Source organism: Streptomyces angustmyceticus (genome assembly GCF_019933235.1).
In the GTDB taxonomy this organism is placed as follows: domain Bacteria; phylum Actinomycetota; class Actinomycetes; order Streptomycetales; family Streptomycetaceae; genus Streptomyces; species Streptomyces angustmyceticus.
This window is the reverse complement of record NZ_CP082945.1, coordinates 1,806,148-1,819,137: the sequence shown is the minus strand read 5'-3', so window position 1 is coordinate 1,819,137 and position 12,990 is coordinate 1,806,148. Positions and strand designations below refer to the sequence as shown.

Here is a 12,990-nt window from a genome sequence, read left to right as displayed (position 1 = left end):
TGGCGGGGCTTGGCACCTTTCCTGAAACGGCCGCCGGAGGTCACTGGGCGGTCCCGACCCCGAGGAGCCACCATGCACACGCCTGTCACGATCACCGGCGCCGGACTCGGCGGACTCACGCTGGCCCGGGTCCTGCACGTCCACGGAATCCCGGTCACGGTCTACGAGGCCGAGTCCTCCCCGTCGGCGCGCACGCAGGGCGGGATGCTCGACATCCACGACTACAACGGGCAGCTCGCCCTCAAGGCGGCGGGTCTGATGGACGAGTTCCACGCCATCGTCATCGAGGGCCGCCAGACGATGCGGCTCGTCGAGCAGGACGGGACCGTTCTGCACGAGATGGCCGACGACGGCACGGGCGGACGCCCCGAGGTGCAGCGCGGGGAGCTGCGACGGATCCTGCTCGACTCGCTCCCGGCCGGCACCGTCCGGTGGGGGCGCAAGGTCAGCGGCATCCGTGCCCTCGGTGAGGGCCGTCACGAGGTGACGTTCGCCGACGGCGGCACCGTCGTCACCAGCCTGCTGGTCGGCGCGGACGGTGCGTGGTCGCGGGTCCGGCCGTTGCTCTCCGACGCCGTACCCGAGTACGCCGGCACGTCGTTCGTCGAGACCTGCCTGTTCGACGCCGACACCCGGCACACCGGCACCGCGATGGTGGTCGGCGGCGGATCGATGATCGCGCCCTCGCCGGGCAAGGAGATCTTCGCTCACCGGGAAAGCGGTGACACCCTGCACGCCTACGTGGCATTGTCCAGGCCGCAGGATTGGTTCGCCGCCCTCGATTTCACCGATGCCGACGCCGACGCCGCGGTCGCGCGGATTGCCCAGGAGTTCGAGGTCTGGGCGCCGGAGCTCACCGCGCTGATCACGGACGCCGACATCCCGCCTGTCCTGCGCCCTCACTACGCCTTGCCGGCCGGGCACCGGTGGGACCGGGCGCCGGGGGCGACCCTGCTCGGCGACGCCGTCCACCTCGCCGCCCCGAACGGCGAAGGCGCCAACCTGGCCATGCTCGACGGTGCCGAACTCGGCGAGGCCCTCGCCGCGCATCCCGACGACATCGAGGCCGCGCTCACCGAGTACGAACAAGCCATGTTCGCCCGCAGCACCGAGGCCGTCACGTTTGAAGGCACCGAGGTTCACGGGATCGACTCCGAAAACAGCACAGCCCGGACCATGCTCAAGATGATCAACGAGCAGGGGTGATAAGCCACTCCCCGGGCCGAAACCGCCGAGCAGTCCGGCATGAACGCCCGGTCAAGCACCCCGGTCACGTGCTAAGAGGCGAGGGCGGCATGGGGCCGGAGAGGCTGCGAACGAACGTGCGCGGGTGCTAGCTTTCCCTCCCGTGACGGGGCACCAGGACGAGACCAGGGCGGCCTATGACGGGGTCGTCGAGCTGTACGCGTCGATGTTCGCCAATCGGTTGGAGACGCAGCCGTTCGCGCGGAACATGATCGGCACCTTCGCCGAGCTGGTGCGTGGGACGGGGAACCCACGGGCAGCCGACGTCGGGTGCGGACCCGGGCATCTGACGGCCATGCTGCACGACCTGGGGCTCGACGCCTTCGGGCTCGACCTCTCCTCGGCCATGGTCGACCATGCCCGGCGGGCCCATCCGGCGCTGCGATTCGACGAGGCGCGGATGGAGGCCCTGCCGATCGAGGACGGCGCGCTCGGTGGCGTGCTGGCTCACTATTCGATGATCCATACTCCGCCCGGGGAACTGCCCGCGTTGCTTGCCGAGCAGGTACGGGTTCTGGCGCCAGGGGGTCTGCTCCTGGTCTCGTTCTTCGGTACCGATGGACCCGAACCGGTCCGCTTCGACCACAAGGTGGCCCCCGCCTACAGCTGGCCGGTGGACCGGTTCGCGCAGCTACTGGCCGGGTCCGGTCTGGACATCGTCGCCCGGCTGCTCCACGACCCGCTCTCCGAACGCGGTTTCCTTGACGCCCACTTGCTGGCCCGGCTTCCCTAGAGCGGATGTCGCGGTCTTCGGGGCGGGTTGCTGTAGAGCATCCCTGTGGATGGGATACGTCTACCTCGGCACCGTCACCGCCGCCGCACTCCTCCTCTGGCTACGCGCCTGACCGGTATCGGACCTTCGTGAACGGCCAGTCGGATGCCAGCCAGGCCGCCACGGTCTTGTGCAGTGGGCCGTCCATGTCACCATGGTCCGCGCGGACCCACGAGCGGACATCTGCCACGCGCTCGTCCGCGCGTGACGGGTAGATGTAGACGCAGCCGATCACTTCTCCGGCGTCGTCGAGAACCGTGTACGTGAAGCCGGACCGCTTCTCGAAGTCGCTCGCATGGCGTTTCAGGTCACGCAGGTTCTCGGCCAGGCTCAATCCCGCAGGAGGCGGCCACCCACGCTCGTGGAAGCCGGGGGTGGCCTGGATGTGCTCGATGCTCGACGTCCAGGCGGCATGGTCGGCGTCGTTGTGTTGCGGGCCGAGGGGCTCCAAGCGGAACCCGTCGGCAGCGAGACTCGGGGGAACGACGAAGTCGGCGGGGACGAAGCGCTGCTCGGGCATGCGGAGAGGCTAGCGAGCAGGGCCGACATTCGTTCTGGAGCCACAGCTCGTCACCCGCCGGATGGATCGAGGGGGCGGGCTCTAGTACCGGCCGCAGGCCGTCGCCGGCAGTGGTGCCGGTGCTGGTGGTCCGCCGTTCAGTTCGGCCAGTGAGGCGTCCAGGGCCTCGACGAGGTAGGTCTCCTGAGGGGGCGTCAGGAGGGGGTGGCAGGGGAGGTTGAGGTGTTGGTCGAACCAGCTGCGTTCGGCGGCCGGGCACTCGCCGCGCAGGTGTCCTCGGTGCCGCCACTGGGGCAGCAGGTGCTGGGGGAAGTAGCGGAGTTGGATTTCCACCCCTCTGCGGTCCAGGGCCAGGACGAGTTGGTCGCGCAGTTCCTGGCGGTCGGCGAAGCAGGTGTAGAGGTGGTAGGCGTGCTCGCTGTGTGCGGGTGCCGACTGGGGGGTGACGAAGGGGTAGCGGGTGAGTACCTCGTCGAGCCGTGCGGCGAGTGCGCGGCGGCGGTCGACGGCGGCCCTCAGCCCGGTGAGCTGGGCCTGCCCGAGGGCGGCGACCGCGTCCGGCATGGTCGCGTCGCTGCCGGGCCGCCGTGGGGCGCCGCGGTGCAGGGGCTCGGTGCGCGCGGTCCACGGCAGCAGACCCGGCCGCGCCGCCCCGGCCGGCGGGGTGCGCGCGATCCGGGTGTCCCGGTCGGCGGTGCGCAGCCGGCGGAGCCGCTCGGCCCAGTCGTCCCGGTCGCAGGTGATCACGCCGCCCTCGCCGGGCAGGGCGCCGTTCTTGGCGTTGCGGAGGCTGAAGGTGGCGAGGTCGGCCAGCGAGCCGGGACTGCGTCCGCGGTAGCGTGCGCCCAGCGCGTGCGCGCAGTCCTCCAGTACGACGACGCCGTGCCGCCGCGCCAGCGCCATGATGGTGTCCATCTCCGCGGGGCAGCCGCCGTAGTGCACCAGCAGCAGGGCCCTGGTCCGAGGAGTGATCAGCGCTTCGAGCGCGGCCGGGTCGATGTTGAGGGTCGCCGGGTCGATGTCGCAGAAACGGACGCGTACGTCGTGGTCGCACAGCGGCTGGACGGTGGCCCGGTGGGTCTGCGGGGTGGCGATCACCTCGTCGCCGGGCGCCAGGCCGAGCAGCCGGACCGCGAGGTGGAGGGCGACGGTTCCGCTGGTCACCGAGATGGCATGGCGGCTGCCGACGGTGTCGGCGAAGGAGCGCTCGAACGCCTCGCGCCGACTGCCCGCCGGCAAGGGGGCGGTGTCGCGGGCCAGTTCGGTCAGTACGGCCGCCTCGGCGCCGGCCGAGATGCTGCCCCGCTTCCCCCAGGGCACGACGTAACTCCTGTCCAGCATCGGTTCCCCCAGATCGTCGCCGGCCGCACCGGTGGGTGTGCGGTTCCTATGACATCCGAAGGGAGGGCGCTGTTGAAGGGGCAGCCGTGGTCAGCAAGGTCAGTTAGGTCAGCTTTCCGGTCGAGGCCGGCCGGATATGCGAACCGGACGAGTGTCGGGCGGGTCCGCCGCTGGTTCCGGCTTCGGGCCCCGCCTTCAGCTCCGGGGCCGGTCACGGGTGCGCGATGGTTCCGGTGCCGGCACCGGGTCCGGCCCCGGCCCGGTGTCCACCGCCCGTACTGCCGGTCCCCAGGCGAGGGCCGGCGGAGCGTAGCCCTGCCGCGCCCGTCGACATCCGCGAAGCACTGGGCACGGCCAACTCCGTGCGGGCGCGGTCGAGGTGGGGAGGTGACTTCCCCCTACCCCCTCCCCGGCGGCGGCCCCGTGCTGCCGCGGGGGACGAGTTCGGTCGGCAGGACGATGTGGCGTTCGTGGGCGCCGTCGGAGTCGTCGATGACGGCGCGGGTGAGGCGGACGGCGGCGCGGCCGATCTCGACGGCGGGCTGGGCCAGTGTGGTCAGGCCCATGACGGCGGCCATGACGTGGTCGTCGAAGCCCATCACCGAAACCCGGCCCGGCACCGGGACGTTGGCGTCGCGCAGGGCCGCGAGCAGGCGGAAGGCCATGTCGTCGGTCTCGGTGAACAGGGCGGTCGGCGGGTCGGGGAGGCTCAGCAGCCGGCCCACGGCCGGGGCCATGCCGCCGCCCTTCCAGTCCGGCACGCTCATGACCAGGGACTCGTCGTGCTCCAGCCCGGCCTCGGCCAGGGCCCGCAGATGCCCGGTGAGGCGGTTCTTGCTGCTCCAGGCGAAGCCCGTGGTGTCGGAGGTCTGGAGGAAGGCTATCCGCCGGTGCCCGAGGTTGATCAGATGGCGGGTGCCGCGCAGGGCGGCGTCCTCGTCGTCCACGTAGACGCTGGGCCGGCCCGGGGCGTGCTGGCTGACGAAGACCAGGGGCATGCCGAGCTGGTCCAGCCGGGCGCGTTCGGCGGGGGAGAGGGAGAAGCTGACCACGAGCAGGGCGTCGGCGTTGCGGCGGGCAGGCAACCGGTCGAAGAAGTCGGCCCGTTCGTGCACGTCGGTCACGCTGTAGACCAGCAGCTCCAGGCCCGCCTCGCGCAGCGCGGGGGCCATGCCGGACAGCGCCGAACTCAGGAACCACGACGCCAGGTCCGGCATCAGGACGGCGACGCGGCCGGTGCGGCCGGTGACGAGGCTGGAGGCGCTGCGGGTGATCGCGAAGGAGAGTTCGCGGGCTGCGGCTTCCACCCGGGCGCGTGTGGTTTCCGAGACCGTCGGGAGTCCGCGCAAGGTGCGCGAAACGGTGGACACCGAAACCCCCGCCCGCTGGGCCACATCGGCCATCGTGGCCTCGCTCTGCGCTGAGGACATGCGGGGACGCTAGCACAAAAAGGCGATGACAGCGTTGCCAGTGAATTCCCTCGAAATCTCTCGTTCACGAGCCGTTGACCTGGCGACAAGGCCACTTCTAGCCTGCAAGCGCTGTCATCGATGACAGCCAAGACGTGAGGAGCACTCATGGCCTTGAGCCGCAGAACCCTGCTCGCCGGCGCTGTCGCCGCCGGAGCCGGGCTCACCAGCGGTTGCGCGGGCAAGCCCTTGGACACCCTGCTGACGCAGGCCGCCCAGGTCCCGCGTACCCCGGCCACTCTCACCTGGTGGGTGTCCGAAATCCCCGCCCGGAACGGGCCCGTGGTGGCGGACCTGATCATCCGCGCCTTCGAGCGCCGCCATCCGCACATCCATGTCCGAAAATCGAACGCCCTGAGCGCCACCGACGCCAACCGCGCCGCGGTCACCACCCAGCTCGCGGGCGCCTCACCGACCCCCGACGTCTATCTCGGCGACACCACCTGGCCCGCCCAGTTCGGCACCAACTCCCTGGCGCTGCCGCTGCAGACGCTGCTGCCCAAGGACTTCTGGTCGGCCTACCCGGCAGCCCTGCGGCGGGTCAGTGAATACCGCGGCGCCGTGTACGCGCTGCCCTTCTACACCGACAGCGCCTTCCTCTTCTATCGCAAGGACCTGCTGGCCAAGCACGGCCGGCCGGTGCCCCGCACCTGGGAGGAGCTGCTGCGCACCGCGCGCACCATCCAGCGGGCCGGCGACGCCGCGTACGGATTTCTCTGGCAGGGGTCCGTCTCGGAGTCGCTGACCTGCAACGTCGCCGAGTTCCTGGCCGACGCCCAGGCCCCCGTGCTGGACGGCGCGGGGCGGGTGGCGCTCCACGGGCCGGGCGCGGAGCGGGCCTTCGCGCTGATGCGGGAGTTCACCGAGACCGGCGTGACGCCCTCGACGGTCGCCACGTATGCGGAGGCGGACTCGCAGGACGCCTTCACCGGCGGCCGCGGCGTCTTTCTGCGCAACTGGTCCTACGCCTGGGGCAACGCGGCCGACCGCTCGGCCTCCAAGGTGGCGGGCCGGGTCGGCGTCGCGCCCCGCCCCGGGTTCGAGGGCGACGGGCCGCGCGGGGTGAGCTGCGCCGGGGGCTGGAGCAACTTCGTCAACCCCAACTCGCGCCACCTCGGGGCCGCGGTGGCCTTCGCCCGGTTCTGTGCGGGTGAGGAGGCGCAGCTGATCCTGCTGAAGCACGCCGGGGTGATCCCGGCGCTGGAAGAGGTGCTGACCCGGCCGGAGGCCCGTGCGGTGGGCGATCCGACGCTCACCCGGGTCCGTGAACTGCACCTGGTCGCCCGGCCGGTGCAGACCCCGTACTACCCCCAGGTCAGCAAGGCGCTCTACACCCGGGCCAACGCCGTGATCGGCGGCCGGGCCACGCCCGCCCAGGCGCTGCGCGCCGCCCGCGCCGACATCCGGACCGCGCTGGAAGGCAGAGCGCTGTGAACGCCATGACATCCTCCGCCCCCGCATCGCGCCGCCCCGCCGCGGAGCCGGCCGGTCCGCCTCCGGTGCGGCCGCGGCGCGGCGACGGCCCCGGCCGGGTGAGCAGGCGCCGCCGGGCGCGCACCGGCTGGCTCTTCGCCTCCCCGGCGCTGCTGATCATCAGCGCCGTGACCGTCTTCCCGGTGCTCTTCTCGGTGCTGCTGAGCTTCGCCGAGGTCCGCCTGGAGTACGGCGGATTCAGCATCCGGTCCCTGACCGGCGACCACTACGCCGCCGTGCTGAGCAGCCCGGAGTGGCGCCAGGCGCTCTTGTTCACCTTCGGGTTCACCGTCGTCACCGTCCTGCTGGAACTGGTGCTGGGCACCGCGGCCGCCCTCGTCCTGGAGCGGCTGGGGGCCGCCCGCGGCTGGGTGCTGGCGGTCCTGCTGCTGCCCTGGGCCCTGATCAATGTGGTCGCCGCCCAGCTGTGGGGGTACCTCTTCAACGGCACGTACGGCGGGCTGACCTGGCTCTTCGAGCAGCTCCTCGGCCATCAGCCGGACATCCTCGGGCAGCCCGCCTCCGCCATGGGCGCCATGGTGGTGGTCGACGTCTGGAAGACCACGCCCTTTGTCGCGATCGTCGTCCTCGCCGGGCTGATGCTGATTCCCGGCGACGTCTACGAGGCGGCGGAGATCGACGGCGCCGGCACCTGGACGACGTTCTGGAAGGTGACCCTGCCGCAACTGCGGCCGATCATGGCCATCGCGGTCCTCTTCCGCATCCTGCAGGCCTTCGGCATCTTCGACCTGCCGTTCGTCCTGACCCAGGGCGGTCCGGGCACCGCCACCGAGTCGCTGGCGATCCTCGGGTACAAGACGCTCTTCCAGAACCTCGCCATCGGCCGCGGCGCGGCGGTGGCGACCACCACCGCCGTCATCGTGATCAGTTGTTGTCTGCTCTTCCTGCGGGTCTTCAAGGCGCAGGCCGACGAAGGAGGGCGGGCATGAGCCGCCGTGCCCCGGCGTCCGGCGTCCGCCGGTACGTCAACGCCGTCAACCTGGGCGGTCTGGCGATCGTCGTGCTGTCGGCACTGCCGCTGTACTGGATGATCGCGTCGTCCTTCAAGGGACCGGGCGAGATCAGCGCCGCGCCGCCGAGCCCGGTGCCGAAGGCCGCGACGCTGGGCAACTACGCCGAGGCGTTCGTCCGCAACGGCATCGGCCGTTATCTGCTCAACAGCGTGCTGGTGGCGTCGGTCTCCACGGTCGCCGTGCTGGGGCTGTCCTTCTTCGCCGGGTACGCCCTGGGCCGCACCCCGCTGCGGGGCCGCGGCGGCATCATGACCGCGCTGCTGATGCTGTCCGTCTTCCCGCCGATCGCGCTGGTCGTCCCGCTCTTCCTGCTGGAGCGGCAGGTGGGGCTGCTCAACAGCTACGCGGGCCTGATCGTGCCCTATGTCGCGCTCAACCTCCCGTTCGCCATCTGGATCATGCGCAACTACCTGGCCGGCGTCCCGCGTGAACTGGAGGAGGCCGCGACCGTGGACGGCGCCGGGCCGCTGCGCACCGTCCTGACCGTCATCGCCCCCCTGGCCCGGCCGGGGCTGTTCACCGCGGGCATCTTCACCTTCACCGCGACATGGTCGGAGTTCCTGCTCGCGCTGACCTTCAACAGCGAGGACGGGCACCGCACCGTCCCCGTCGGCATCGCCCTGTTCACCAGCCAGTACACGGTCCCCTACGGGACGCTCTTCGCGGGGGCCGTGGCGGCCACCCTGCCCATCGGCATCCTCGTCATGATCTTCCGCCGCTCGATCGTCTCGGGCATGACCTCCGGGGCGGTGAAGGGCTGAGACCGGCGTTCCGAAGGCCCGTCGGCCCCGCCCGCCCCGCCTGCCCCGACCGCACCCGGCGCCGCACCGCGCCGCATTCCTCCCCCGGCTACCGCTGGGAGGTGCCCCCATGCGACCGCTCCCGTACCGAAAGGCCCTTCCGTGACCGCACAGCACCTCGGCACCGACCGCAACACCACCGACTGGTGGCGGCAGGCCGTCGTCTACCAGGTGTATCCGCGCAGCTTCGCCGACGCCGACGGCGACGGCATCGGTGACCTCCCCGGCGTGACCTCCCGGCTGCCCTACCTCGCCGACCTCGGCGTGGACGCCCTCTGGCTGAGCCCCTTCTACCCCTCGCAACTGGCCGACGGCGGCTACGACGTCGACGACTACCGCGATGTCGACCCGCGCCTGGGCACCCTCGACGACTTCGACGCCATGGTGGCCGAGGCACACCGCCTGGGTCTCAAGGTGATGGTGGACATCGTGCCCAACCACTCCTCCGACCAGCACGTCTGGTTCCAGGAGGCGCTGCGCGCCGAGCCCGGCTCCGCCGCGCGCGAGCGCTATGTCTTCCGCGAGGGCAAGGGCGAGACGGGCGAACTGCCGCCCACCGACTGGGTCTCCTGCTTCGGCGGCCCCGCCTGGACCCGGCTGCCCGACGGCTGGTGGTACCTCCACCTCTTCGCCCCGCAGCAGCCCGACTTCAACTGGGACAACCCCGAGGTCCGCGCCGACTTCCGGCACACCCTGCGCTTCTGGTCCGACCGCGGCGTCGACGGCTTCCGGGTCGATGTGGCCCACGGCCTGGCCAAGGACCTGGCCGCGCCGCTCCGCGACATCGGCACCGTCGAGGGCTACACGCCCGGCGACCTGCCCGAGGACGGCAGCCACCCCTTCTGGGACCGCGACGAGGTGCACGACATCTTCCGCGACTGGCGCAAGGTCTTCAACGAGTACGACCCGCCGCGGGTCGCCGTCGCCGAGGCCTGGGTGCGCGCCTCCCGCCGCACCGCGTACGCCACCCCGCAGGAACTCGGCCAGGCCTTCAACTTCGACTTCCTCAAGACCCCGCTGCGCGCCGGGGAGCTGCGCGCCGCCATCGACACCGCACTCGCCGACGCCCGGGCCGCCGGGGCGACCGCGACCTGGGTGCTCTCCAACCACGATGTGATCCGGCACGCCTCCCGGTACGGCCTGCCGGACGGCCGCGACGAGGAGGCCTGGCTGCTCTCCGACGGACAGGAGCCCGTACTGGAGCGGGAGTTCGGGCTGCGCCGCGCGCTGGCCGCGACCCTGCTGATGCTGGCGCTGCCCGGCTCCGGCTACGTCTACCAGGGCGAGGAACTCGGACTGCCCGAGGTCGCCGAACTCTCCCGGGACAGCCTCCAGGACCCGGTGTGGACCCGCAGCAAAGGACGGCTGAAGGGCCGGGACGGCTGCCGGGTGCCGCTGCCGTGGCGCCGCGAGGGCAGCTCGTACGGCTTCGGCAGCGGCGGTGCCTGGCTGCCGCAGCCGGCCGGCTGGGGCGAACTGTCCGTCGAGGCACAGCAGGGCGTGGCCTCGTCGCCCCTGGAGCTGTACCGCGCGGCGCTGGCCACCCGGCGCCGGCTGCTGGCCGACGAGGCGCTGGAATGGGCCGACGACGCGCCCACCGCGGCGCCGGACGTGCTGCACTTCCGCCGCTCGGGCGGCTGGGAGTGCGTGACCAACCTGTCGGGTGAGCCCCGGCCGCTGCCGCCCGGCGACGTCCTGCTGGCCTCCGCCCCGGTCACCGGCGACGAACTGCCGGCCTGGACGACGGTCTGGCTGCACACCCCGCGGCCCTGACCGCCCAGGGCGGTGCCGCGGGGGCCCGTCAGGCGCTCAGCGCCGTCAGGTCCCCGCGGGCGCCGGCCAGGGCCGCCACGTCGTAGCGCCGCAGCAGCAGGCGGGCCAGTTCGGGCGCCGGGCCGAGGACGGGGGCGAGGACATCGGCCCGCGCCTCACGGGCCCCGGCGGCGATGCGGTCGGGGAGGAAGCCGGGCGCGATGACGTACGGGGCCACCGCCACCCGGGCGACGCCCTCGGCGCGCAGGGCGCGCACGGCATCGGCCGTCCGGGGAAGAGATGCGGAGGCGAACGCAGGTCGCACGGCACACCAGCCTGCGGTGTGCCGCCACTCCCGCGCGATTTCAGCGATCACTGCGATCGCCTCCGGGTCCGAGGAGCCCGCCGAGGCCAGGACGACCCCGGTCGAGCGGCGGTCGCCGGGCCGCAGCCCGGCCTCCGACAGCCGGCGCTCCAGCGCGGCGGTCAGGAGAGGTGAGGGGCCGAGTACCTCGGCCTGGCGGACGGTCAGCAGCGGCAGCCGCGCGGCCGCCTCCCGCAGGACCGCCGGGATGTCGGACTTCGCGTGGAAGGCCCGGGTGAGCAGCAGCGGCAGCGCCACCACCTCCCGCGCTCCTTCGGCCGCCAGGCGCTCCAGCACCCGCGGCACCCGCGGCGCGTTGAAGTCGAGGTAGCCGACCTCGACGCGCAGCCCCGGCCGCAGCGACCGGACCCGCGCGCAGAGCGCCGAGACGGCCGCCGCGTGCCGCGGGTCGCGGCTGCCGTGGGCGACGACGAGGAGGGTGGGGCGAGAGGGGCGTACGTCCATGGGTCAGCTCTTCACGAGGAGGCCGCGGCTGCGCAGCACCCGGCGTTCGATCGGGGCGAAGATCAGCAGCTCGATGCCGATACCGACGATGAGGATGAGGAAGATCGCGGCGAGCACCCAGGACATGTCCTGGATCTCGCGGCCCTGCTCCAGCAACTGGCCCAGACCGGTGCCCAGGTCGGGCGCGTTGACGATGAGTTCGGCGGCCATCAGGGAGCGCCAGGAGAACGCCCAGCCCTGCTTGAGGCCGGCGATGTAGCCGGGCAGGGCGGCCGGCAGCAGCACATGCCGTACGCCCGTCAGCCCGGTGGCGCCGATGGTGCGGCCGGCCCGCAGGTAGAGCGGGGAGATCTGGTCGACGCCCGCCACCAGGCCGTTGGCGATGGAGGGGACGGCGCCGAGCAGCACCACCGCGTAGATCGTGGCGTCGCTCAGCCCGAACCAGATGATCGCGGCCGGGACCCACGCCACCGACGGCAGCGACTGCAGACCGCTCAGGATCGGCCCGATCGCCGCCCGGACCGCCTTGACCTGGGCGACGACCAGCCCGAGCAGCGTGCCGAGCACGACGGAGGCCACGAAGCCCAGGGCGCCGCGGGAGACACTGGTCCACACGAAGCCCAGCAGGGTGCCCTCCAGCCACTTCTGCCGCAGTGAGTGGGCGACGTCGAGGGGGCTCGGCAGGAGGTAGTGTGGCTTCAGCTCGAAGTGGTAGGCGAGCTGCCACAGGCCCAGCACGATGACGATCGCGACGAGCGGGGGGAACGCCTTCGCGGCGGCGGTGCGCAGCCACGGCTGGCGGTCGACGACCCGGGATTCCAGGGCGTCGAGCCCGGCCTCCAGGCCCGCGATGTCACCGGCCGTGCCGGCGTTGCCGCCGTCCGCGGTGCCCGTGCCGTTCCCGGCGGCGGGCGTGGTCTCAGTGCTGGCCATGTCGGCGGATCTCCCCACGGAGCTGTTCGGTGATCTCGATGGACAGGTCGGCGACCGCGGCGTCCTCGATGCGGCGCGGCTGCGGGATGTCCACCCGCCACTCGCGGGCGACCTTGCCGGGGCGGGAGGACAGCAGCACCACCCGCTCGGCGAGCCGCACGGCCTCGCGGACGTTGTGGGTGACGAACAGGACCGAGAGGTTCGTCTCGCGCCAGATGCGGGTCAGCTCGTCGTGCAGCACATCGCGGGTGATCGCGTCGAGCGCGGCGAACGGCTCGTCCATCAGCAGCAGTTGGCTGTCCTGGGCCAGGGCACGGGCCATCGCCACGCGCTGGCGCATACCGCCCGACAGCTCGTGCACCCGCTTGCCGTGGGCCCCCTTGAGCCGGACGAGTTCGAGCAGCCGCTCGGCCTCGTCCCGGCGCTCCGCGCGCGGCACCCCGCGCAGCCGCAGCGCCAGTTCGATGTTGCGGCCCGCGGTCAGCCACGGGAACAGCGCGTGCTCCTGGAACATCAGGGCCGGCCGGCCGCCGGGCGTCTCGATGGCGCCGGCGGACGGCGCGTCGAGCCCGGCCACGAGGTTGAGGAGGGTGGACTTGCCGCAGCCCGAGGCCCCCAGGAGGCAGACGAATTCACCGGGCGCCACATCGATGCTGATGTCGTCCAGGACATGCTGCTGTGCGCCGGTGCGGCCGAACGACTTCGAGACGTGGTCGATGCGCGCCGCGTACGGCACGGCGGGGTCCGTGTCCGCCGTGGCGGGCCGCTGCTTGCTGAGGGTGGTGGTGGTCGTCATCGGTGTCACCTCCTGGGGGAGTGCGG

Annotated in this window: 12 protein-coding genes; 6 read left to right on the top strand and 6 right to left on the bottom strand. The window is 72.3% G+C overall.

Annotated features, from left to right (window positions below; genetic code table 11):
* Positions 1–72 precede the first annotated feature (72 nt).
* Complete coding sequence (locus K7396_RS08470) at positions 73–1,206, top strand: FAD-dependent oxidoreductase (protein WP_086719846.1); 1,134 nt, start codon at positions 73–75, stop codon at positions 1,204–1,206.
* Positions 1,207–1,348: 142 nt separating this feature from the next.
* The gene (locus tag K7396_RS08465) at positions 1,349–1,978 is read left to right on the top strand and encodes a class I SAM-dependent methyltransferase (RefSeq protein WP_086719847.1); all 630 of its coding nucleotides are present in this window, start codon (positions 1,349–1,351) and stop codon (positions 1,976–1,978) included.
* Positions 1,979–2,078: 100 nt separating this feature from the next.
* Here K7396_RS08465 and K7396_RS08460 read toward each other — a convergent pair whose 3' ends face one another.
* From K7396_RS08460 to K7396_RS08450, 3 genes are all read right to left on the bottom strand, one after another.
* Complete coding sequence (locus K7396_RS08460) at positions 2,079–2,537, bottom strand: GNAT family N-acetyltransferase (RefSeq protein WP_086719848.1); 459 nt, start codon at positions 2,535–2,537, stop codon at positions 2,079–2,081.
* Between the two features lie 81 nt (positions 2,538–2,618).
* Positions 2,619–3,878, bottom strand: coding sequence for a DegT/DnrJ/EryC1/StrS family aminotransferase (locus K7396_RS08455; protein ID WP_086719849.1), 1,260 nt, complete (start codon positions 3,876–3,878; stop codon positions 2,619–2,621).
* Positions 3,879–4,276: 398 nt separating this feature from the next.
* On the bottom strand, positions 4,277–5,308 hold the full coding sequence (locus K7396_RS08450; protein WP_223659783.1) for a LacI family DNA-binding transcriptional regulator: 1,032 nt from the start codon (positions 5,306–5,308) through the stop codon (positions 4,277–4,279).
* 147 nt (positions 5,309–5,455) lie between these two features.
* Between K7396_RS08450 and K7396_RS08445 the strand changes: the two genes are divergently transcribed.
* The 4 genes from K7396_RS08445 to K7396_RS08430 all read left to right on the top strand — a co-directional run bounded on the left by K7396_RS08445 (position 5,456) and on the right by K7396_RS08430 (position 10,427).
* A complete protein-coding gene (locus K7396_RS08445) occupies positions 5,456–6,781 on the top strand; it encodes an extracellular solute-binding protein (protein ID WP_086719851.1) in 1,326 nt (441 codons plus the stop codon).
* Positions 6,782–6,786: 5 nt separating this feature from the next.
* Positions 6,787–7,770, top strand: coding sequence for a carbohydrate ABC transporter permease (locus tag K7396_RS08440; RefSeq protein WP_223660372.1), 984 nt, complete (start codon positions 6,787–6,789; stop codon positions 7,768–7,770).
* Positions 7,767–8,615, top strand: coding sequence for a carbohydrate ABC transporter permease (locus tag K7396_RS08435; protein WP_086719852.1), 849 nt, complete (start codon positions 7,767–7,769; stop codon positions 8,613–8,615). Before K7396_RS08440 ends, K7396_RS08435 begins: the two co-directional genes overlap by 4 nt.
* A gap of 141 nt (positions 8,616–8,756) precedes the next feature.
* Positions 8,757–10,427, top strand: coding sequence for a glycoside hydrolase family 13 protein (locus K7396_RS08430; protein ID WP_086719853.1), 1,671 nt, complete (start codon positions 8,757–8,759; stop codon positions 10,425–10,427).
* Between the two features lie 28 nt (positions 10,428–10,455).
* Here the strand turns inward: K7396_RS08430 and K7396_RS08425 are convergent, their stop codons facing one another.
* From K7396_RS08425 to K7396_RS08415, 3 genes are read right to left on the bottom strand one after another with little or no spacing between them, the layout of a single operon-like run.
* A complete protein-coding gene (locus tag K7396_RS08425) occupies positions 10,456–11,235 on the bottom strand; it encodes a sirohydrochlorin chelatase (RefSeq protein WP_086719854.1) in 780 nt (259 codons plus the stop codon).
* 3 nt (positions 11,236–11,238) lie between these two features.
* Positions 11,239–12,168, bottom strand: a complete 930-nt coding sequence (locus tag K7396_RS08420) for an ABC transporter permease (protein WP_086719855.1) — start codon at positions 12,166–12,168, stop codon at positions 11,239–11,241.
* A complete protein-coding gene (locus tag K7396_RS08415) occupies positions 12,155–12,964 on the bottom strand; it encodes an ABC transporter ATP-binding protein (protein ID WP_086719856.1) in 810 nt (269 codons plus the stop codon). The genes K7396_RS08420 and K7396_RS08415 overlap by 14 nt, the downstream gene beginning before the upstream one ends.
* Positions 12,965–12,990 lie beyond the last annotated feature (26 nt).

Excerpts from the sequence above, each read along its gene's own strand:
- K7396_RS08470 (WP_086719846.1), top strand. The coding sequence starts at position 73 with ATGCACACGCCTGTCACGATCACCGGCGCCGGACTCGGCGGACTCACG.
- K7396_RS08460 (WP_086719848.1), bottom strand. The coding sequence starts at position 2,537 with ATGCCCGAGCAGCGCTTCGTCCCCGCCGACTTCGTCGTTCCCCCGAGT.
- K7396_RS08455 (WP_086719849.1), bottom strand. The coding sequence starts at position 3,878 with ATGCTGGACAGGAGTTACGTCGTGCCCTGGGGGAAGCGGGGCAGCATC.
- K7396_RS08450 (WP_223659783.1), bottom strand. The coding sequence starts at position 5,308 with ATGTCCTCAGCGCAGAGCGAGGCCACGATGGCCGATGTGGCCCAGCGG.
- K7396_RS08445 (WP_086719851.1), top strand. The coding sequence starts at position 5,456 with ATGGCCTTGAGCCGCAGAACCCTGCTCGCCGGCGCTGTCGCCGCCGGA.
- K7396_RS08440 (WP_223660372.1), top strand. The coding sequence starts at position 6,787 with ATGACATCCTCCGCCCCCGCATCGCGCCGCCCCGCCGCGGAGCCGGCC.
- K7396_RS08435 (WP_086719852.1), top strand. The coding sequence starts at position 7,767 with ATGAGCCGCCGTGCCCCGGCGTCCGGCGTCCGCCGGTACGTCAACGCC.
- K7396_RS08425 (WP_086719854.1), bottom strand. The coding sequence starts at position 11,235 with ATGGACGTACGCCCCTCTCGCCCCACCCTCCTCGTCGTCGCCCACGGC.
- K7396_RS08420 (WP_086719855.1), bottom strand. The coding sequence starts at position 12,168 with ATGGCCAGCACTGAGACCACGCCCGCCGCCGGGAACGGCACGGGCACC.
- K7396_RS08415 (WP_086719856.1), bottom strand. The coding sequence starts at position 12,964 with ATGACGACCACCACCACCCTCAGCAAGCAGCGGCCCGCCACGGCGGAC.